Here is a 20,748-nt window from a genome sequence, read left to right on the forward strand (position 1 = left end):
TCCGTAATGCCTACCGCAATCCCTCATTGATGCTGTTGAGAACACGGCTGCCGGGGCACAGCTCGTCCTTGCCCAGGCTGTTCAGCGGCTTGGGGGCAAGTTCCAGGGTGTGGTTGAGGTCCTGCGAGTTCGGGTCGATATAGAGAAGCCCGGTCAGAACCTTTCCGGTTTCATTGGCCGACTGAAGCGCGATCAGAGCGCTTTCGCGGCTGTCGGCCTTGTAGTCCTTGCTCGCCTTGTGCAGATGGATGATCGAACCGTCATGCAATGTCACCGCCTGGCTCGATCCCTCCTTGTATTGCGTGCGGATCTCTTCGCGCATCGGCACGAAATCCAGCGGCATCACCTCAAGATTATCGCGCGTGGCGGCATAGCTTTTCGTGGAACCGACATTGTTCGCGAAGGTCACGCAAGGCGATACGACATCGATGAACGCAAAGCCCTTATGCGCCATGGCGGCGCGGATCAGCGGCTCCAGCTGCTCCTTGTCGCCGGAAAAGCTGCGCGCGACGAAACTCGCCCCTTGCAAGACGGCGAGACTGGCAAGATCGATGCCGTCAAACTGGTTCTTCACCCCGGATTTGCCGACCGATCCAAGATCGGCGGTCGCGCTGTCCTGTCCCTTGGTCAATCCGTAACAGCCATTATTGGCCACGATATAGGTCATGTTGACGTTGCGCCGGATCAGGTGGACGAACTGGCCCATCCCGATGGATGCGGTGTCGCCGTCGCCCGATATGCCAAGATAGATGAGGTCCCGGTTGGCGACGCTGGCGCCTGTCGCGACGGACGGCATGCGCCCGTGCACGGAATTGAATCCGTGGCTCCTGCCCAGAAAGTATGTGGGCGTCTTGGAAGAACAGCCGATGCCGGACAGTTTGGCGATGCGGTGGGGCGGTATCGCGGACAAAAAACAGGCGTTTCGGATTGCCGCCGAAATGCTGTCATGACCGCATCCCGCGCAAAGCGTCGAGACCGCGCCATCATAATCGGCAACCGTGTAGCCCAGCTCGTTCTCCGGCAGACTCGGGTGACGGAATTTCGGCTTGTAATAGGACATTACGTGGTCTCCGGATGCAGCGCGACGACTTCGGCGCTGGTGGTCTTGAGCGCCTGACGGATCTGGTCGGCGATCGTGCGTGCAGTGATGGGCGTTCCCGAGTAGTTCAGGACCGACGTCAGTTTGTCAGGCGCGATATGGCATTCGTTCATGATGAGCTGGCGCATCTGGCCGTCGCGATTTTGCTCAATCACGAAGACGATGTCGTGCTCATGAACGAACATGTCGAGGCTTTGGTGAAACGGAAAGGCGCGAATGCGCATGACATCGATGGGGTATCCCTCGGCGGCCAGTATCTCGACCGCTTCATATGATGGCGAAGCCGAGGTGCCGAAGAAGAGCGCGCCGAGTTTCAGTTTGGTCTTCGGCTTCTTGACCGGGATCGGATCATGGACCTTGGGAACCGGGACATAGGATTTGGCGGTCTCGAACTTGCGCAAGAGCCGGTCGACGTTCCGGACATAGTCCTCGCCCTTTTCCGAATAGACCGCCATTTCGTTCTTTGAGGAGCCCCTGGTGAAGAAAGCGCCCTTGTCCGGATGGGTGCCGGGCAATGTGCGGTAGCAGATCCCGTCGCCATCCACGTCGAGATAGCGGCCCCAGCTCTCCGCCTCTTCCAGCGCCTTCGCGTTCAGGACCTTCCCGCGGTTCATTTCATAATCGTCGTCCCACTCAAGCGGCGGAGACATCCAGTCATTCATGCCGAGATCAAGGTCCGACATCATGATCACCGGCGTCTGCAACTGCTCCGCAAGATCGAACGCCTGGACGGTCATGTCGAAGCATTCGCGCGGCGTCGCCGGAAAGAGCAGCACATGTTTCGTGTCGCCATGGCTGGCATAGGCGGCGGCGAGAATGTCCGACTGCTGGCTGCGGGTCGGCATGCCGGTCGACGGCCCGGACCTCTGGACGTCGATGAGCACCACCGGGACTTCCGCGAAATAGGCAAGGCCCAGGAACTCGCTCATCAGCGACAGGCCGGGTCCCGAGGTGGCGGTGAAGGCCCGCGCGCCATTCCAACTGGCGCCGACGACAATGCCCATTGCCGCCAGTTCATCCTCGGCCTGCAGGATCGCGAAGTTCCGCTTGCCGGTGCCCGGATCGATGCGCATGCGTTCCGCATATTTGGAGAAGGCATCGACCACGGATGTCGACGGGGTTATCGGATACCATGCGGCAACGGTTGCACCGCCGTAAATTGCGCCAAGGGCGGCGGCGGTGTTCCCGTTCATCAGGATGTGCTGGCTTTCGCGTATATGCGGCGCTTCGTTGATGCTCGGATCCAGACGGATCGGCAGCGGACATTTGAAATGGTCCTGGGCGAACTGATAGCCCATCTCGAGCGCGTGCACATTGGGCATGATCAGCTTTTCCTTGCCCTTGAACTGGTCGCTCAGAAGATCCTTGAGGATCGAGAAATTGATGTCCAGGAGCGCCGCCATTGCACCCACATAAACGACGTTCTTCAAAAGCTGCTGCAGGCGCGCGACCTTGAATTCGCGCATGCACATTTCCGTCAGCGGGACGCCGAAATAGCTGATGTCGTCGCGTTTGAGATGCGGCGCCAGCGGCCGTGTGGAATCGTAGACGAAGTAACCGCCGGGCTCGACGCTGGCGACGTCGTCTTCCATCGTTTGCGGATTGACGCACAGCATCAGGTCGACGCCGCCGCGACGGCCCAGATAGCCCTTGGAGCTGACTCTGACCTCATACCAGGTCGGAAGGCCCTGGATGTTGGACGGAAAGATATTGCGCGGGCTGACGGGAACGCCCATGCGAAAGATCGCCTTGGCGAACAGGTGGTTGGCCGAAGCCGAACCGGTGCCGTTCACATTGGCGAACTTGACCACGAAATCGTTGACGCCCTTGATCTGCTTCATTTGATATCCACCAGGTTGGGCGTCGCCTTTGTCACGTTGTAGAGGAACATCTGCATGTCCCAGGCGGCCGTCGGACACCGCTCCGCGCACAGGCCACAATGCAGACAGACATCTTCGTCCTTGATCATCACGCGGCCGGTGCGCAGCGGGCCCGAGACGTAAAGATCCTGCTCCCTGTTTTCGGCAGGAACCAGGAGCTTGGCGCGCAGTTCGTCTTCCGGCGCGTTGTGGGTGAATGTAATGCAGCTCGTCGGGCAGATATCCGTGCAGGCATCGCATTCGATGCACTCGACATCTGTGAACACCGTCTGCGCATCGCAATTCAGGCAGCGCTCCGCCTCGATGAAGGCGGCCTCGGCATCAAAGCCCAGTTCGACCTCGACCATTCGGTCGCTGAGTGATTTCTTGAGATCTTCCAGCGGAACGATCTTGCGCTCATCGGCGATCGGGATGGAATCGTAGCTCCATTCATGAATGCCCATTTTCTGTCCGACGAGGGTCACGTCGGGCGGTGGCCGTTTGGAGATATCCTTGCCTCGACAATAAAGGTCGATCGACACCGCTGCCTTGTGCCCATGCGCGACGGCGGTGATGATATTCGACGGTCCGAAGGCCGAGTCTCCGCCGAAAAACACCTCCTTGCGCGTGGACTGGAACGTTTCATCATCGTTGATGATCGGCGTTCCCCAGCTTGTGAAGCGGATACCCGTCTCCTTTTCGATCCAGGGAAAGGCATTTTCCTGTCCGATGGCGACCAGCACGTCGTCACAGGGCACGAACTCCGGGTCTTCGCCGGTCGGCGTCAGTTCACGGCGCCCATCGGGGTGATAGACCGCTTCAACCTTCTCGAAGGTCATGCCAACGAGCTTGCCCTTTTCGACGACGAATTCACGCGGCACGTGATTGTCGATGATCGGAATGCCCTCATGCATGGCATCTTCCTTTTCCCAGGGCGATGCCTTCATATCCGCAAAGGGGCTGCGGACGATGACCTTGACGTCCTCCCCGCCGAGGCGGCGGGACGTGCGGCAGCAATCCATGGCGGTGTTCCCGCCGCCGAGCACGATCACGCGCTTGCCGATCTTCTTGGTGTGCTCGAAGGCGACATTGGCCAGCCAGTTGATGCCGATGTGAATATTTTCATCAGCCTCCTTGCGGCCGGGCAGTTTGGGCAGGTCGCGTCCCTTCGGGGCGCCGGAACCGACAAATATGGCGTCATATCCCTTGGTCAGCATCTCGGCCATGCTGTCGACATAGGTGTCGAACACGGTCCTGATGCCCATGTTGAGGATGTAGCCGATCTCCTCGTCGAGCACGTCTTCGGGCAGCCGGAACGACGGTATCTGGCTGCGCATGAAGCCGCCGCCCTTGGCCTGCTCGTCATAGAGATGCAGCTCGTAGCCGAGCGGCGCGAGATCGCGCGCCACGGTCAAGGAAGCCGGGCCCGCCCCGATCAACGCGATCTTCTTTCCGTTGGGAGGGCCCGCCTTGGGAAGCATGTCCGCGACTTCGTCCTTGAAATCGGCGGCAACGCGTTTCAGCCGGCAGATCGCCACGGGCTCCTCTTCGACGCGGCCGCGCCGGCAGGCGGGCTCACACGGCCGGTCGCAAGTGCGTCCAAGCACGCCGGGAAAAACATTGCTTTCCCAGTTGATCAGATAGGCGTCCGTGTAGCGTTGCTGAGCGATCAGGCGAATATAGGCGGGCACCGGCGTGTGCGCCGGGCAGGCATACTGGCAGTCGACGACCTTGTGGAAATATTCCGGGTCCGTCGTGTCGGTGGCTTGCACGTCCTTTTCCCTTCCAATCAAGTCCAATGCACTTGGCCGGTTAAATTAAAACGTGGTGAGAAGGCCCGTGTAAAGGTTACATCGCCAGTTCCGGAAAGTTTTGTTAATTCGAGATTCTTGAAAACGCACGGCTCGCGGCCCGCGCGGCACACGCATCAGGTGCAAATACCGGGCCGGTTCATGAGGAAACGTGATGTGCGGCCCGTGAGACAATCGCCCGTGCGGCGCGCCCCGCCGCTTCGATATATTCGGGATCGCGGTGGACCAAAACGGTTGAAAATGCGCCATCCATCAAAAGGACAATGTGCCTTGCCGTCTCGTGCGGAGATGCAACATTTTCGCGGCGAAAAATCTCCGAGAGCCACTCCTCGAATTTCCGCTTGTGCGCGGCGCCAACCTTCATTGCCGGATGGCCCGGCATGTTGGCGAGCTCGGCGGCCGTTCTCAGGAACCCGCAGCCTTTCCATTTCGGATGACGGGCCGAATTTGCCAGGTTCAGGAAAATGGCCTCGACCTTGTCTTCGAGAGCACCCGCCGTCCCGTCGAACCACGATTTGAACAGAGCGAGATTGGGTTGATCACGGGACGCCAGATAAGCCTCGATCAGGTCGTCCTTGCTCCTGAAGTGATAGTAGAGCGTCTTCTTGGTGATCCCGGCCTGGGACGCGATCGCATCCACGCTGACGGCGCGAATGCCCTCTGCGTAAAACAGGCGGTTCGCCGCATCGAGAATGCGGTCTTTGGCGGAAGAGTTTTCTTCTGGCATGGTATGTATACTAACCAGTGAGTATACACATGTCCACAATGCGCCTATTGTTTTCCAAGCAGAGTGGAAATTACGTTTTCAACGCAGTTTGGAGGCCCGCATGTCCGACATTGTGAACTTCGAAAAAAACGACGCAATCGCGCTGCTTACACTAAACCGGCCGGCAAAGCTGAATGCCCTTAACTATGCGACGAACGACCGGTTGCTCGAACTGCTGGACGGCATCGAAAACGACCAGAGCGTCCGGGCGGTGATCCTTACCGGTGCCGGAGACAGGGCATTCTCTGCAGGCGGAGATATTCACGAATTCACGCAAAGCATCAAGAATGGCGTCGACATTGCCGTGACGGAATTCTGCAGGCGCGGCCAGACCATGACGGCGCGGCTGGAATCCTTCCCCAAGCCGATCATTGCCGCCGTGAACGGCATCGCCTTTGGCGGCGGATGCGAGATCACGGAAGCCGTGCACCTGGCCGTGGCCAGCGAGAAGGCACTCTTTGCCAAACCCGAGATCAATATCGGCATTCCGCCGACATTCGGCGGAACGCAAAGGCTGCCCCGTCTGGCCGGCCGAAAAAGAGCGCTTGAGCTTCTTTTGACCGGGGAGACCTTCTCTGCGCAACGGGCTTGCGAATTGGGACTGGTCAACAAAGTCGTGCCGCATGACCGATTGCTTTCATCGGCCTTTGACCTGGCGAAGCGTATCATTGCGCACTCGCCCCTTGCGGCTTCGCGGATCATCAGCGCCGTGACAAGGGGCATCAACACCACGATTGCCGAAGGCCTTCAGATCGAGCGCGAACAGTTCGCCCGAATGGCAGCCACCCACGATGCGGTGGAAGGTCTCGATGCATGGATCGCAAGACGTGAACCCAATTACACAGGCTGCTAGACTGTGGTGACCGGCGACTGAAAGGAACCATCGTCATGATTGTTGTCATATTCGAATCCTGGCCGAAACCCGACAAGGGGCAGGCCTATCTGGAGATGGGGCAACGCATGATGTCCCTTGTCGAAGGATTTGACGGCTTCATCTCGATCGAACGCTTCGAAAGCGTGGTCGAACCGGGCAAATTCGTGGCCCTTTCGTTCTGGCGCGATGAAGCGGCTGTTGCGGCGTGGCGAAACGTTGTCGAACATCGACGGATTCAGGACGGAAGCCGAAAGTCGATCTTCGACGATTATCACATGCGTGTGGCGGAAGTGATACGCGACTACAGCATGACCGGTCGCGCCGAGGCGCCCGCCGACAGCGTCAAGGCGCATGGGTGAGGCTCCCATAAAACAGGCGGGCCGCAGAGCAGTTTATTCCCTTGCATGGAATTCACCTTCGAAGTCGGCTATGCGGACAATGTTGCCGCCGAGGCATCCGCTCCAACGGCGATTCAGCCGCCATATCAGCTGACGGTAAACTGCCCCATCATCCCACGATCTTCGTGCTCGAGAATATGGCAGTGATACATGTAAGGGTACTGATCGGTCGCAAGGTGATTGAACTGAACGACTATTTCTGACCATCCGTCGTCATCCAAAACCACCGTATCCTTCCAACCCTGTTGATCCGGCGGCGGTGCCTCGCCCGCAATTTTTTCGATCAGGAATGAACACCCGTGTACATGAAACGGATGTTCGCCTTGATTGGAGCGAATACGCCAACGTTCCCAGACGCCTCGTTTGACCCGCTCATTGATGACGTTCATGTCCATCGCTGCGCCATTTATGGTCATGTCCATCATCGCATGGCTGCCCGTGGAGTCATGTGTGCCGCTCCCACCATCATCCATGTCGAGCACAAAATCACGCGTTCGCACAATCTCCGACTGGAGGGGCCGCGCGATGGCTGCGAGTTTTTCCGGCAGCGGAGCGGTGTTGGCAGGAAGTGATGTGTCAACGCGGAGAATGAGCGACGGCGCAGGCCTTCTGTTTCGAGATAAAAGCTTCAGCAAATCGCCGACAGGCCCCTCACCCTCGAACTCATCTTCGAACAGGGTGAGAAGTTCTGCCGGAGCGCCGTCTTCAAGATCGACAATGATCTCGCACCGTTCGCCCGGCGCCATTTCCATGCTCGTCATCTGTACCGGCGCTTCCAGGAAACCGCCATCGCCGGCTATTTTGTGAAAGGACCTGTTGTCAGCAAAAGCAACAATGTAAAAACGGGCATTTGCCCCATTGAGTAACCTGAGCCGAACCTTTCCCGCGGGAACATGGGCAACGGGTGACATTGCGCCGTTGACAACAACAGTCTCGCCATACCAGCCATCCTCGCCCGCATCGCTCAGCGAGTAAACCAACCGGCCACGTTCATCAAAGGTCCGATCCTGAACAATGACCGGCAGGTCGTCAACACCATATCGGGAAGGCAGATCGGTTGCCCGGCTCAAATCGTCATCAATGATGATCATGCCCGCCAACCCATGATAGACCTGATGGCTCGTCCTGCCATGGGTATGGGAGTGATACCAGCAAGTTGCGGCCGGCTGTACGATGGGCAAGGTCGGTTGCCACCTGCCACCCGGCGCGATCTCAAGCTGTGGTCCGCCATCCACCGCACCCGGAACATGCAGACCATGACCGTGAATCGCCACACCTTCATCCAGGGTGTTTTCATAGTTCAAATTGAGTTCACTGTTCTGGCGTGTCCGAATGGTTGGTCCCAGATAGTCCTGGCTAAATCCAAGAGTGGGCGTTTTGATGCCCGGCATAAAGGACCACTGACCGGCGCGGATCTGCAGGTCTATCGGTTCTGCAGCGGTTCCATCCAAAAGCGGCGGTATCGGCAGTTTGGTATTTGCAGTTTTCCCCCACGCCCTGTTGAAAGAGCCGCAGGAGAGAAGGGCAACACTGCCGGCAGCAAACTGCCTGCGGGTGAGTTTAATCGACATTTTTTCCTCAAGCCGAAACCAAAAAAAGAACAACTTTGGCTATCTGATCGGCATCAAACGCGCTATCGGACAAATGTCGGATGTGCGTCTATTCATGTGCGGCATAAGGTCAATATCTTGGCGATGCCGTCCCGCATCGAACACTCGAGTGCGGGAAGCCAATAGGAACAGACCATGATCGACACGATTGGACAGGCTTCTTTCCAACGCACTCTGTTTGCGGTCTTTGTGCTCTTCGTTTTCGGCACCAGCGGCATCGAGGTTGTTTTGGAGTTTGCCGCAGGAGAGACCCTGGATTCGATGGCGGACGACCTGCTTCGGCTCATCTTCAGCGGAGTTGTCCTTTTGGTGTTTGTTCGCGATTACCTGGCACAGCAGCGGGCACTCGCTGATCTGCGTGGGCAACTGGAAATGGCCCGTGGCCAGTTGGCACGCTTCGATACTCAATCACAGATTATCGCACGCCAGTACCGTGCGGTGATGCAGCAGCAGTTTGATGCATGGCGCCTGACGGCAAGTGAACAGGATGTCGTACTAATGTTGCTGAAGGGATTGTCGTTTCGGGAGATCGCAAAACTGAGGGAAACGAGGGAAAAGACCGTACGCCAGCAAGCATCAAGCGTGTATCAGAAGGCAGGCGTCGGAAGTCGGACCGAACTTGCGGCATGGTTTTTCGATGATCTGCTGGGCCCACAGTTCGATCATCAAGTGAGCACCTGACCTCTTGTACGCTTTGGGCTCAAAAGCGCTCATTCTCGCCCCCTCACCGGTGCTGGAGCAAGACGGCAGCCAACTTGATCAACTTCTTGAAGCGCGGCACCGGCCGAACAGGCTGGGGGTTCCCATCGAACAGGCAGCGACCCTTGCCGGACGGCGGCGTCCTCAGGTTCCAGTGTCCGGCAGTTTGTCCAGCCTGGATGCTTGCGCATCTGGCCGCCGGACGAGAACCAGAACGCCCGCAGCGATAATGAGTGCGATACCGGCGACGGTCCAGACGTCCGGCACTTCGCGGAAGAACACGAAGCCCCAGAATGCGGCAAAGATCAGATAGGCATAGTCAAAAGTCGCGATTATCTGCGGGCGCGGCGATTGATAGGCCCTGGCCAGGCCAATGCTGACCCCAACGATCAGAACCGCCATCACACACAGGATACCGATCGTCCCGGCACCGAAAGACGACCACGTGCCGAACAGGAATGGATAGGTCTCGGCATGGTCCGACGGCGAGACCCAAAACCAAAGGCTGGCAGCGCCTCCGAACGCAATGAGCCCGACGTTCAGGCCGGCGGCCAACGAGGCCGGTGTCTCATCGGCGCATTTTGCCCGCGTCAGAACCGCTACCAGCGCATAGAGAAGCGCGGCGATGATCGGGATCAGCGACAGGGCCGTGAAATCGGCTCCATTCGGCCGCACCACGAACAGAACGCCGACGAAACCCAGCGCGACCGCAAGCCATTGCTGTGGCGCGACCCGCTCATGCAGAAAGACCGCGGACAGCAGGACGATAAACAATGGCCCGGTATAGAGCGACGCGGCAATGACGGAGAGATCAAGCAACGGGATCGCCGCATAGATCGCGAGATACATGGCGACCAGCGCGAGGCTGCGAAGGGCCACCCAGCCAATGGCCTTCGGCAACACTCCGCCTCTGCCAAGCAATAGGAGCAACGGAAGCGCAATGGCGGACCTGCACACATAAATCTGCCACAGCGTCATGTCGGCGCTGGAGAATTTGACGAAGGCGTCGGTCAGCGCCATTGCGAACACTGTGAGAAGGATCGTTACGATCCCGGTCAGGACGGCGCGCGTTTCTTTGCGAGGGTCGGTCATCTGCGGTCTTTCGATGAGGAGACCGCAGGATACCGGGTATTGATTGTGTGCCTATCTACTATAATCTAAATAGAATGATTAGAGAAATGACATAATGAACCGTGCGGATCTGAGCGGCCTGAGAACGTTCCTGGCGATTGCGGATAATGGCACCCTGCGCGCAGCGGGCCGCGATCTGGGCGTGAACCCGTCTGCCGTGTCCCAGAAGCTCAAGGCTTTCGAAGAGATCCTCGGCAGCGCCCTTTTCGTGCGCAACACACGATCAGTGTTGCTCACCGACGCAGGCCGGGCGCTTTACGAGCGGACGCATCACCTCATGGACGAAATCGATGCCGCACTGGATGCGACGCGGCGCGTGGCGCGCTCCACATCCGGGCAGTTGCGGATCACCCTGCCCTATCGGGCATGGCAATTGGCGCTTGCACCGCGTATCGCCGCCTTTCAGGATCGCTTTCCCGACATCGAACTCGACCTGTCCATCGACGAGGAACTGGCGGACATTGTCACAAGCGGTTTTCACGCCGGGATCCGTCTGGGAGATTACCTTGCAGACGAGATGATCGCGGTCGCTTTGACCAAACCGCTCGACTGCGCCTTCGTGGCAAGCAGGGATTACCTGGAAAGGCATGGCGTCCCAAAGGAGCCCGCCGACCTGCTGAAACATGAGTGCATCAGATACCGCCAGATCTCCGCGGGGCAGATCGCGCCCTGGCTGTTCGATGTCGACGGGACGGAAACCCGCGTCGATGTTTCAGGGCGGCTCGTGTTCAACGATCTCAGGCTGGTTGTGGACGCGGCAGCTCAGGGCTTTGGAATTGGCTGGTCGCTCCGGGATGGCGTTGCAGCGCAGATTGAAGCTGGCGATTTGATCGAAGTTCTGCGCGACTATACGCCCTCGCGTCCCCGCTTCTACCTGTACTTTCCGAGACAGCTGAAAAACATGGCGCGGCTGCGGGCGTTCATCGATCACTTCGCGATTGGCGGTTAGTCCGTAAAGCATCGCCTATTCTCGGCCTCTTCCACCGGCGCCTGGCGCGGCGGGGGCAACGTCACCACAGCTTGCGGCTTCAGAAGACCGATTGCATAACCCGCCGGGAATTCAGGCTGATATCAGGTCAGCTTACCTGCGTTCGTTCGTATTCCAGGCGCGCCGACCGCACCTGATCCATGTGCTCATGTGACCAGTAGACAAGCGGCTTCAGCATCTCCAACAGGCTGCGGCCAAGCGGTGTCAGCTCATAGGTGACCGCTACCGGCGGCCCCGGATCGACCGTTCGGGTCAGGTATCCGTCACGCTGAAGACCGCGCAGGTTTTCTGTCAAAACGCGTTGTGTCACATCACCGATACAACGTTTGATCTGTCCAAATCGTTTGGGTTCGTCTTCCAGCGCCAGAACGATGATCATCCGCCATTTGCCCGTGACATTCGAGAGTACGGAGCGGATTGAGCAGTTCGAAGCTTCGGCTTTGCTTGCCACGCCAACCGGCAACATGGCGACCTCCGGTGCATAATGGATACCAGCATCCATATTAGTACCATGTCGACCGATGGCAAGTGCCTGAATTCAATCGCGGTATGCTCTACACAACCATGTTCCCTTTAAGTGCGTAATTGAAACTTGGTGCGTTTTACATACCTTTTATCTGCGTATGCGATTTTTAATTCAGGAGACATTCCATGACACCCAAAGAACTTGTCCTCGCGCTCTTCATGGCGGCCTTTGTCGATCACGATCCGGAGGCTGTGCGACAACTGGCGGCCCCCGCCTATATCCAGCACAATCCACAGGTTCCCACCGGCGTTGAAGGGCTGATCGGCCTTATCCCGCTTGTCGAGCAATCCGGCATGACGGTCACGACGCACCGGGTCATCACGGAAGGCAATTTGGTGGTGCTGCACAACACCTATGAAAACGCCGATGCCTTTGGCGCTCCCTCGCTGGCGGCCTTCGATGTTTTTCGGGTCGAAGACGGACAGGTGGTCGAGCACTGGGACAATCTCCAACCCATACCCGAAACCACTGTGTCCGGGCGCGGCATGACGGATGGACCGACGGAAATCACGGATCTCGATCGTACTGGAGAAAACAAGGCGCTCGTTGTCGGTTTTGTCCGTGATGTCCTCGGTGGTGCGGCACCGGAAAATGTCACCAAATACATGGACCCGGCCGTTTACATGCAGCACAATCCGATGATCGACGACGGGCTGGCCGGGTTGATGGCCGCAATCGAGACCTTTGCTGCACAAGGACAGGTCATCACCAAATTCGAACCGCAATTCGCCGTCGCCGAGGGGAACTTCGTTTTCGTCGCATCCGACGCGATCATGGGTGGCGAGCCATGGGCTTTCTTCGATCTCTGGCGGGTGGAAGACGGCAAAATCGTCGAGCACTGGGATGTGGTTTCGCCGATCCCGTCGGAAATGGCGCACGACAACGGCAAGTTCTGACATCTCAGAAATGCACGATGGGCAGCGACCGAAAGCCTGCCCGTTGTGCGATCAGACATCGACGGGCTTGGGATTAGTATACCGGAAGAGCTACAGACCATCGTTCGACGACGCCGCAATCAGGAATCCGGTGCCCCATATACAGCCGGCCCGATAGACCGGCGCAAGCGCGGCGGCTATTAATGGCGCATGACGAAAGACATTCTTGACCGGTTCGCCGCCATCGTCGGCGCAAAGAACGCGCTGCGCAGCGCGGATGACGCCGCCCCGTACCTTGTTGAGCCGCGCGGACTCTATCACGACAAGACACCGATGGTGCTGAAGCCCGGATCGGTCGAAGAGGTGTCGCAGATCCTGAGACTTGCCACCGAGACCGGCACGGCGATCGTGCCGCAAGCGGGCAATACCGGCCATGTGGGCGGCCAGGTCCCGCTTCAGGGAACGCAAAACCAGATTATCCTGTCCGTCTCGCGCCTCAACAAAATCCGCGCGGTCGATCCGACCGGCAACACCATGACGGTGGAAGCCGGCTGTGTTCTGGAGGATGTTCACAAGGCCGCCAGCGAAGTTCAGCGCATGTTTCCGCTGTCGCTCGGCTCGCAGGGCAGTTGCGAGATCGGCGGGAATCTTTCGACCAATGCCGGCGGCACGGCGGTGCTCGCCTATGGCAATACGCGGCAGCTCTGCCTCGGTCTCGAGGCCGTGCTGCCGACCGGCGAGATCTGGAACGGGCTGCGCCGGCTGAAGAAGGACAATACGGGCTACGATCTGCGCGACCTCTTCATCGGCGCGGAAGGAACGCTCGGTGTCATCACCGCGGCGGTGCTGAAGCTGTTCCCGGTCCCGGAAGGCCATCAGGTGGCGATTGCCGGGCTCGACAGTCCCGAAACGGCGCTGAAGGTGCTGAAACTGGCGGAGCGGCATTGTGGCGGCGCCCTCACCGGCTTCGAGCTGATGCCGCGCATCGGCGTGGAGTTCACCGTCGCGCATATTCCCGGAAACCGCGACCCGTTGACCGGCAAATACCCCTGGTACGTGCTTATCGACATCTCGTCCGGGCAGTCGCAGGACGCAGCCGATGCCATGATGCAGGCGGTGCTGGAAGACGCACTTTCCGGGGGGCTGATCGGCGATGCGGTCATCGCCCAGTCGGACACGCAGCGCGCGGAATTCTGGCGCCTGCGCGAAACCATGTCGGAATCGCAGAAACACGAGGGCGCGTCGATCAAGCACGACGTCTCGGTGCCGGTGGCCGAGATCCCGCACTTCATGGCCAGGGCCGACGCCGCGGTGCGCGCCGCCATGCCGGATGCGCGGCTCTTCGCCTTCGGCCATATGGGCGACGGCAATATCCACTACAATATCTCGCAGCCGGAAGGCGCAGACCCCGAGGCCTATCTCGCGCGGCGCTTCGAGATCAACGCGCTGGTCTACGACATTGCCCTCGAACTCGGAGGGTCGATCTCGGCCGAACACGGCATCGGGCAGATGAAGCGCGACCGGCTGGCGGCAATCCGCGAACCGATCGAGATCGACCTGATGCGGCGCATCAAGGCGGCCTTCGACCCGGCGGGGATCATGAATCCGGGCAAGGTGGTCGCCCTGCCCGACTGACCGGTTCCGCCGCACGGCAGCCGGCCGAAACCGTCCCGATTAAAAAAAGATTATCGCCTGTTTGAATTCGCTAACCATTTGCGAAAGCAGCATTTTCTTAACCGTAGATATTAAGCCGGGTCGAAGGGAATTCGCGTAAGTTGCTGATTGCAAGAGGACAAAAGTCCCGCACCGGATTGATCCGGCTCTCAGAAGAGACAGAGGCAATTATGACGAACACATTGCGCAAACCGGCCTGGGCCGGAGACGAATTGCGACTGGACCCGGCACGTTTTCCGCAGCAGGTCACCTATGCGTCGCGGCAGGATACGGACGGGGTCACATTCACGCTGGACAAGCGCGGCGCGGTGTTGCGCCGGACGCTGCCGCAAAGCGGCCTGCCGCTTTCCATCGCCTTGCCGGCGCGGGCCTTCAAGGGCATTGCCGCGCGCGCCATGGATCACGGCGACGGCACGGTGACCGTGACCCTGGAACTGCATCACCAGGACAACGATCTGTGCGTGCCGCTGCTGGTCGCGCATGATCTCGACGACATTGCCGCCGACTGGCACACTTGGTCGGAGATCTACAAATTGCCGATGCTGATGATCGATGCGGATGGGACGGCCAGCCCGCTGGACGATCAGCTCGGGCCGATCAAGAAGAAAGATACAAAGCCGCGCAGGCGTCATGCCGCGCTGTCCGGCCGCCGGCCGCGCTTCCTGATGCGCCGCAGCACCGGTACGCTGGGCGTGCGCATGGCGATCAAGGGTGAGGAAATCATCGCTCGCCGCTAGAACGGCCGGACATCAACTTTCAAACAAATGAGCCGCGATCGCACAGCCCGTGCGGTCGCGGCTTTGTTTTGCGGTCGATTGCGGCTTTCCGCCGTCAGGCTTCGCGCGGCCGGATCGTCCAGACGAAGACAAGGACGCCAACCGCCATCAGGGCGGACACGGCAGCCAGCCCGTTGCCGAGCGCGGCAAGCGCGGCCGTTCCCGCCCAGCTGATGGATGAAAACGCTTCGGCCAGTGTCGCGATCTTCGAGGAGGCATGGCGGTGGCGAAAGTGGCTTCGCTTCGCCTGGGCACGGAACCAGACCTGCATCGCGGTGGCAGCGGAGGCCGACAGGACAAGGCAGATGGCGGTGATCAGCGCGGCGTGCAAATCGACAAGGCCGAGGAACAGGACAATCGGCGCAACGGCAAGGCCCACGGCGATGAGCACCGCCTCGATCTTGGCCTGCAGGGCGACATTGGAGGACATCGGCGCGGTCTCCACGAGATCCGGCGCATCCTCGCCGCAAAGGGTCAGCCAAGCGAGCCCGCCCGCGAGCTGGCCCGATGCCATCACGACGACGGGCACGACGACGATGACGGCGCCGATATCCGATCCGTAATTGCGCCAAAGCAGGAAGGCCGGCACCAGCAGATACAGCATCTGCATGAGTGTCTGCGACAACAGCCATGGATCGCGCGCCAGCAGCACCAGTTCCTTTCGCCGCAGCGTACGGCGAACCGTCCCGGCGCGGAACCGCGCCGGCCGCCGCGCATTGACCGTGTTGTGTTCGCTGACGCCAACCGTCGAGAGCGCAAGCGCCGCGAAGCGCGAGGAATAGGCCCAGATCGACAGGCCCAGAATGCCGAAGCCTGCGACACAGAAGGCCAGCACCGCCAAAGCATCGCCCAGCATTGCGCGCGCCGGTATCCAGATGGGCGAAGCGGGACCGGGAAGGCTGACGGTCAGTTCCGGCGAGGTCAGGACGCTGAGGCGCGACAGATTGCCGAAATAGACGATGGCGACGAGCTGCATGGCGATCGCGAAGCCGGCACCGATAACTGCGGCAATGATCTGGGCGATAAAGCGGGTGCGCCGGGGTCCGACCGTGCGGAACAGGACAACGGCGACAATGAGGGCAATCGCCGTCGCGATGGCTGACATGGACAGCAGCGCAAAATAGCCGAGCAGCCAGACCGGGCTTTCCAGCACCGCCATGACGTTGAAGAACGGCGCGACGAGGGCGGCCGACATGACAACGCTCATCAATGCCACCGCGCAGAAACGCACGATGAAGATACGCGCCGATGGCGCGGGCGACGTCAGAATGAGATCGAGGTCGGCACGCGCGTAGAATGCACGGGTCACCATTTCGAGCGACTGCGACACCATCAGGCTCAGCGAAACCAGCGCACAGCCCGAAACGAAGATGAAGACCGCACGCGGATCGGTCTCTGCAAGATTGACCGTATCGGTCACCGTGAACCAGGCGACGACATGCATGCCGATGAGGAAACCCGCCAGCGCAAGGCCGACAAAAATCTTGCGGCGCGGCTTTCCGCGCAGGACAAGAGCCGTCCAGTCACGCCAGAAAAGGCCGATCTCGTGGCGCGCGAACCAGGCGAGCGAGGCGCTGGACATTACGCGGCCGCCTCGCCGGCTTCCTGACCGCCCTCGGCAACCAAGTCGAGAAAGATCTCCTCGAGGTTCGAGCCGTCACGGCCCGATCTGGTGCGCAGTTCCTCCAGCGTTCCTTCCGCAATCAGCCGGCCGCGATCGATCACGCCGATGCGGCGGGCCATGCGCTCCGCGACTTCCAGAATATGGGTGGTCATGATGACGGTGACACCGCCGGCGACCCGCTCCTGCAACACGCTCTTGACCTGGCGGGCGGAGCCGGCATCGAGCCCGGTGAGCGGCTCGTCAAGGATGATCAGCCGCGGCTCGTGCACCAGCGCGCCGGCAAGCGCCACCTTCTGGCGCATGCCCTTGGAAAATCCTCCGCAACGCTCATGGGCATGGGGCGCAAGCCCCAGAAGTTCGAGCAGTTCGGCGCTGCGCGCCTCGGCAATGCGCGGATCGACACTCCAGAGCCCGGCGACGAATTCGAGATATTCGTAAGGAGACAGCTTGTCGTAGATCATCGGCTCGTCGGAGACCCAGGCGACGACACGCTTGGCTTCCACGGCATTGAACAGGGCGTCGATGCCGTAAATGGAGATGGAACCGGAATCGGGCGGCAGCAGGCCCGCGACCATGCGCAACGTCGTCGTCTTGCCGGCCCCGTTCGGGCCGAGCAGCGCATAGAACTCGCCGCCGGCAACGCTCAGGTCGAGCCCGCAAACGGCAGGCTTGTCGAAACTCTTGTGGAGACCGGCTATGGACAAAGCCGGCGCGTCTGGCTGCTGGACAGTCATGCGTTTTCCCGAACCACCTGGGCCGGCCGGCGCGGGATTGCACCGCCGGTCCGCGTTTGAGAATTAGCGCAAGCGCGTTGAGACCAGGTAAACGGCGCGTTTCAAATCCGAGGCATCAGCCGGCAACAGCCAGACAGGTTCCGCAGGCGCAAGTGCTACAGATGGCTGAATTCGAACTCGTCGCAGGAAAGCCCGAGCTCGGAAAGCCCTTCCTCGAGATAATCGGCAAGCATGGGCATTCCGAGCAGATATTGCGCCGTGCGATCGTTACTCGCGTCCGTCGCCTGGGCGCGAATATCGTCCCAGTCATTGCGGTCGTAATCGTCGTCGCGTCCAAGCCAGGCAAGCGCCACGAGATCGATCTGCTCATCGACAGTGAGCGATGAAATGAACGAGGTCAGTTCTTCTTCGACCGGGTCGTCGCGATGGCTCTCAAGCACCGCGTACATTGCATCGTCAGAGGCATTCGATCCCGGGTCGGGATCGGTGACGGCATCCTTCACGTCGAATGCACGGGCCTTGATAATCGTGAAGCAAACCTTTTCCGTGGAAATTTCCAGCATTTTGCAATCCTCCATGCGAGGGCAATCGGACGGCCCGCACGCTTGCGGTGCCTTTCAGAAAAACTACATGAAATTGAGGGCGGCAGATTTGAGATGGGTCAAATCGACTATCTGTTTCCTGCAGCTGATGACGGGCGCGGATGGTCTTGATCCAAATCAAAGCAGCCGGCTGCGCGAGCGCGCAGGATCGCCGGCAACAGCTTTGAAATGCGGAGTACAGGAATATGCAAGTTCAGCCGAAAATCAGTTTTCATGGCATGGATCATTCACCGGCGGTGGAAGCCCGCGTCATGGAGCGCATCGAAAAGCTGGAGGAGTATCACAAACGCATCGTGTCCTGCCGCGTCGCGATCTCGGCGCCGCACCGGCACAGCCGCAAGGGCAAGATCTTCGACGTGCGTATCGACGTGGGTGTGCCCGGCCGCGAAATCATCGTCAACCGGGAGCCCGGCAAGAATCACGCCCATGAGGATGTCTATGTGGCGGTCCGCGATGCCTTCAACGCGGCCCATCGGCAACTCGAGGACCATTTCGGGAAAAGAGCTGCTTCCGCGTAGAGGAACACGCAACGTCGGTAACGACGTCGTCTAGATCAGATTGACGCCAACCCCGGCGCAAAGTCCGAGGAAAATTGCCAGGCCGACCCGGTTGTTGGACTTGAACAGCGCCAGGCACTGGTCGCCGTCATCGATATCGACGACGGCGATCTGCCATGCGAGCATCAGTCCGGCGACGGCAAGCCCCGCGTAGGCCGGCCAAGATGCGCCGGCCAGCCATATGGACAGGGCAATGAAGAAGATCGACGCCGCGTAGATGCCGGTCAGCCACGCCTTGGTGCGATCCCCGAACAGCCGCGCCGTTGAACGCACGCCGATGAGCGCATCATCTTCCTTGTCCTGATGGGCGTAAAGCGTATCGTAGCCGATCGTCCAGAGCACCGCGCCGACATAGAGCGCCACCGGCGCCGTTCCGAGGCTGCCGAAGGCCCCTGCCCAGCCCATCAGCGCGCCCCAGGAAAAGGCCAGACCGAGAAAGAATTGCGGCCAGTCGGTGAACCGCTTGGCAAAGGGATAGATGGCCACCACCGCCAGCGAGCAGATGCCGAGCACGATGGCAAACAGGTTGAACTGTAGCAGCACGACGAGACCGACAAACGCCTGCACGACCATGAAGACCTTGGCCTGCATGCGGGTCACGCGACCGGACGGCAGCGGGCGCGAGCGCGTGCGTGCCACCTGCATGTCGATATCGTGATCGACAAGGTCGTTATAGGTGCAGCCCGCACCGCGCATGGCGACAGCGCCGATGAGGAAAAGCAGCAGATGGCCGATCACCAGCCCCGGCTGAAGCGGCCCTGACAGCGTCTGCGCGTTGGCGGCCAGCATGGTCGACCACCAGCATGGCCACAACAGCAACTGCCAGCCGATCGGGCGGTCCCAGCGGGCCAGCTGGGCATAGGGCCACAGCCACGGCGGCAGCAGCCGGTAGGCCAGATTGTCAGACGGTGCGTCCGCGACACGGCCGGTCTCTGTCGACAGGTCCTGCATGCGGATTTGGTGCCAGCACGACGAGCAAAAAGTCAAGCCCGTCGCGGCGGCCCGGAAAGGCAAAGCCGATCCCCAAAAGGCAAGACGGCCGCCAAAGGCGGCCGCGCATCTGGACTGCGATATCCGCCCTAAAGCCCAGAAACAAAGGCTTTCAACGCACTGTCGAACCGGGCCGGATCCTCCAGGAACGGTGCGTGACCGATGCCCTCCAGGACAATACGCTGCGTCGTGCCGCCGCCCGCTTCGATCAGTTCCTGCATGATTTCCGTCGAGCGCGGAAGAACGTGCTGGTCCTTCGCGCCATGCAGCAGCAGCGCCGGCACCTTGATCGTCCCAAGCGTCGGCGCGTGATCGAGCGGACCGCCAGTGACGAACCGGTCAATTACCATGGCGCGCCGCACATAGGGCGGCGTCTGCAGATTGTAGGCCAGCGCCTCGGCCATGGCGGCTTCTGACATCGGCGACCCCGGAACCATTTCCAGAAAGCGCTTCGTTCCCGCGAGTTGGCGGCCATAGGCGCCGCAGGTGCCGGCGGCGGCACAACCGTCGAGATCGGCATCGGGCGGCCCTGCGGGAATGCCGGCCATCGGCCCGGTATTCTCGATCACGCCCGGCCCCAGCACCAGTTCCGGTCCGCCGGCATCCGGCGGACGCAGGTCGAGATTGTACCCTGTGGCGACGAATACAAGGCCCGCCAGTTTACCCTCGCCATGCTCGGCAACATAGTCGAGAACAGGCAATCCGCCATAGGACCAGCCGACCAGCACGACATCGTCCAGCCCCTTTTCGGCAATGACGGCGGCGATGTCGTCGGCCCACAATTTGCTGCTCACATAGTGCTTCGGATCTTCCGGCTTTGCCGAGTAGCCGTGGCCGCGAAGATCGAATGCAATCAGGTGATGGGTCTTTGCAAGATCGCCCAGCATCTGTTTTCGCCAGGCCGCGGCGCTTTGCGAAAAGCCGTGCACGAAGAGAACGGCCGGGCCTGTCGTCTCCCCGCTTTCCACGACGGCGATCGACACGCCATCAGGCGATGTCACCGTTGACGGGACAAGTCCCGCCAATTGTTCGGAGCTGGCCGGCATTGCCAGGGTCAGCGCCGCCGCCGCGGCTGCCAGCAACGTTGTCATGCGTTTCATTCGATACCTCCCAAAATTGTGGCGGCAAGGCTAGGCGCTTTATCCGAACGGCGGC

20 protein-coding genes are annotated in these 20,748 nt (G+C 60.2%); 8 read left to right on the forward strand and 12 right to left on the reverse strand.

Features of this window, described 5'->3' with window-relative positions:
* Window positions 1-10: 10 nt before the first annotated feature.
* From OOZ53_RS05740 to OOZ53_RS05755, 4 genes are all read right to left on the reverse strand, one after another.
* Window positions 11-1,060: a 2-oxoacid:ferredoxin oxidoreductase subunit beta gene (locus OOZ53_RS05740; RefSeq protein WP_271088389.1), complete on the reverse strand. Its 1,050-nt coding sequence runs from the start codon at window positions 1,058-1,060 to the stop codon at window positions 11-13.
* Complete coding sequence (locus tag OOZ53_RS05745) at window positions 1,060-2,940, reverse strand: 2-oxoacid:acceptor oxidoreductase subunit alpha (RefSeq protein WP_271088391.1); 1,881 nt, start codon at window positions 2,938-2,940, stop codon at window positions 1,060-1,062. The genes OOZ53_RS05740 and OOZ53_RS05745 overlap by 1 nt, the downstream gene beginning before the upstream one ends.
* Window positions 2,937-4,730: an FAD-dependent oxidoreductase gene (locus OOZ53_RS05750; RefSeq protein WP_271088392.1), complete on the reverse strand. Its 1,794-nt coding sequence runs from the start codon at window positions 4,728-4,730 to the stop codon at window positions 2,937-2,939. Before OOZ53_RS05750 ends, OOZ53_RS05745 begins: the two co-directional genes overlap by 4 nt.
* Before the next feature lie 178 nt (window positions 4,731-4,908).
* Window positions 4,909-5,496 (reverse strand): TetR/AcrR family transcriptional regulator, encoded by a 588-nt coding sequence (locus OOZ53_RS05755; RefSeq protein ID WP_271088393.1) that lies wholly within the window; start codon window positions 5,494-5,496, stop codon window positions 4,909-4,911.
* A 100-nt stretch (window positions 5,497-5,596) separates the two neighbouring features.
* Here OOZ53_RS05755 and OOZ53_RS05760 point away from each other — a divergent pair, with 100 nt between their 5' ends.
* Together OOZ53_RS05760 and OOZ53_RS05765 are read left to right on the forward strand one after the other, a co-directional pair.
* The gene (locus OOZ53_RS05760) at window positions 5,597-6,388 is read left to right on the forward strand and encodes a crotonase/enoyl-CoA hydratase family protein (RefSeq protein WP_271088394.1); all 792 of its coding nucleotides are present in this window, start codon (window positions 5,597-5,599) and stop codon (window positions 6,386-6,388) included.
* A 35-nt stretch (window positions 6,389-6,423) separates the two neighbouring features.
* Entirely contained in the window at window positions 6,424-6,768 is a 345-nt protein-coding gene (locus OOZ53_RS05765; RefSeq protein ID WP_271088395.1) for an antibiotic biosynthesis monooxygenase family protein, read from the forward strand.
* Between the two features lie 125 nt (window positions 6,769-6,893).
* On the opposite strand, the gene OOZ53_RS05770 is transcribed toward OOZ53_RS05765, so the two are convergent.
* A complete protein-coding gene (locus tag OOZ53_RS05770) occupies window positions 6,894-8,411 on the reverse strand; it encodes a multicopper oxidase domain-containing protein (RefSeq protein ID WP_271088396.1) in 1,518 nt (505 codons plus the stop codon).
* A gap of 141 nt (window positions 8,412-8,552) precedes the next feature.
* Here OOZ53_RS05770 and OOZ53_RS05775 point away from each other — a divergent pair, with 141 nt between their 5' ends.
* Complete coding sequence (locus OOZ53_RS05775; protein WP_271088397.1) at window positions 8,553-9,098, forward strand: helix-turn-helix transcriptional regulator; 546 nt, start codon at window positions 8,553-8,555, stop codon at window positions 9,096-9,098.
* Window positions 9,099-9,260: 162 nt separating this feature from the next.
* On the opposite strand, the gene OOZ53_RS05780 is transcribed toward OOZ53_RS05775, so the two are convergent.
* Complete coding sequence (locus tag OOZ53_RS05780; RefSeq protein WP_271088398.1) at window positions 9,261-10,208, reverse strand: DMT family transporter; 948 nt, start codon at window positions 10,206-10,208, stop codon at window positions 9,261-9,263.
* A 94-nt stretch (window positions 10,209-10,302) separates the two neighbouring features.
* Between OOZ53_RS05780 and OOZ53_RS05785 the strand changes: the two genes are divergently transcribed.
* Window positions 10,303-11,196 carry a LysR family transcriptional regulator gene (locus tag OOZ53_RS05785; RefSeq protein ID WP_271088399.1) on the forward strand — a complete coding sequence of 298 codons (894 nt, stop codon included), beginning with the start codon at window positions 10,303-10,305 and terminating at the stop codon, window positions 11,194-11,196.
* 127 nt (window positions 11,197-11,323) lie between these two features.
* Here OOZ53_RS05785 and OOZ53_RS05790 read toward each other — a convergent pair whose 3' ends face one another.
* A complete protein-coding gene (locus OOZ53_RS05790; protein ID WP_271088400.1) occupies window positions 11,324-11,701 on the reverse strand; it encodes a winged helix-turn-helix transcriptional regulator in 378 nt (125 codons plus the stop codon).
* Between the two features lie 185 nt (window positions 11,702-11,886).
* Between OOZ53_RS05790 and OOZ53_RS05795 the strand changes: the two genes are divergently transcribed.
* The 3 genes from OOZ53_RS05795 to OOZ53_RS05805 all read left to right on the forward strand — a co-directional run bounded on the left by OOZ53_RS05795 (window position 11,887) and on the right by OOZ53_RS05805 (window position 15,047).
* The gene (locus tag OOZ53_RS05795) at window positions 11,887-12,657 is read left to right on the forward strand and encodes a nuclear transport factor 2 family protein (protein WP_271088401.1); all 771 of its coding nucleotides are present in this window, start codon (window positions 11,887-11,889) and stop codon (window positions 12,655-12,657) included.
* Window positions 12,658-12,846: 189 nt separating this feature from the next.
* Window positions 12,847-14,271, forward strand: coding sequence for an FAD-binding oxidoreductase (locus tag OOZ53_RS05800; RefSeq protein WP_271088402.1), 1,425 nt, complete (start codon window positions 12,847-12,849; stop codon window positions 14,269-14,271).
* 209 nt (window positions 14,272-14,480) lie between these two features.
* Window positions 14,481-15,047, forward strand: coding sequence for a DUF6101 family protein (locus tag OOZ53_RS05805; protein ID WP_271088404.1), 567 nt, complete (start codon window positions 14,481-14,483; stop codon window positions 15,045-15,047).
* 94 nt (window positions 15,048-15,141) lie between these two features.
* Here OOZ53_RS05805 and OOZ53_RS05810 read toward each other — a convergent pair whose 3' ends face one another.
* From OOZ53_RS05810 to OOZ53_RS05820, 3 genes are all read right to left on the reverse strand, one after another.
* Window positions 15,142-16,668, reverse strand: a complete 1,527-nt coding sequence (locus OOZ53_RS05810) for a permease (RefSeq protein WP_271088405.1) — start codon at window positions 16,666-16,668, stop codon at window positions 15,142-15,144.
* The gene (locus OOZ53_RS05815; protein WP_271088406.1) at window positions 16,668-17,444 is read right to left on the reverse strand and encodes an ABC transporter ATP-binding protein; all 777 of its coding nucleotides are present in this window, start codon (window positions 17,442-17,444) and stop codon (window positions 16,668-16,670) included. The genes OOZ53_RS05810 and OOZ53_RS05815 overlap by 1 nt, the downstream gene beginning before the upstream one ends.
* Window positions 17,445-17,599: 155 nt before the next feature.
* On the reverse strand, window positions 17,600-18,007 hold the full coding sequence (locus OOZ53_RS05820; RefSeq protein ID WP_271088408.1) for a DUF3775 domain-containing protein: 408 nt from the start codon (window positions 18,005-18,007) through the stop codon (window positions 17,600-17,602).
* 224 nt (window positions 18,008-18,231) lie between these two features.
* On the opposite strand from OOZ53_RS05820, the gene OOZ53_RS05825 reads away from it, so the two are divergent.
* Window positions 18,232-18,564 carry an HPF/RaiA family ribosome-associated protein gene (locus OOZ53_RS05825; protein ID WP_271088410.1) on the forward strand — a complete coding sequence of 111 codons (333 nt, stop codon included), beginning with the start codon at window positions 18,232-18,234 and terminating at the stop codon, window positions 18,562-18,564.
* A 30-nt stretch (window positions 18,565-18,594) separates the two neighbouring features.
* On the opposite strand, the gene ubiA is transcribed toward OOZ53_RS05825, so the two are convergent.
* Together ubiA and OOZ53_RS05835 are read right to left on the reverse strand one after the other, a co-directional pair.
* A complete protein-coding gene (ubiA, locus tag OOZ53_RS05830) occupies window positions 18,595-19,554 on the reverse strand; it encodes a 4-hydroxybenzoate octaprenyltransferase (protein WP_271088411.1) in 960 nt (319 codons plus the stop codon).
* Window positions 19,555-19,682: 128 nt separating this feature from the next.
* On the reverse strand, window positions 19,683-20,693 hold the full coding sequence (locus OOZ53_RS05835) for an alpha/beta fold hydrolase (RefSeq protein WP_271088412.1): 1,011 nt from the start codon (window positions 20,691-20,693) through the stop codon (window positions 19,683-19,685).
* Window positions 20,694-20,748: the final 55 nt, after the last annotated feature.

This window comes from Allohoeflea poritis (assembly GCF_027889715.1).
Lineage (GTDB): Bacteria > Pseudomonadota > Alphaproteobacteria > Rhizobiales > Rhizobiaceae > Hoeflea_A > Hoeflea_A poritis.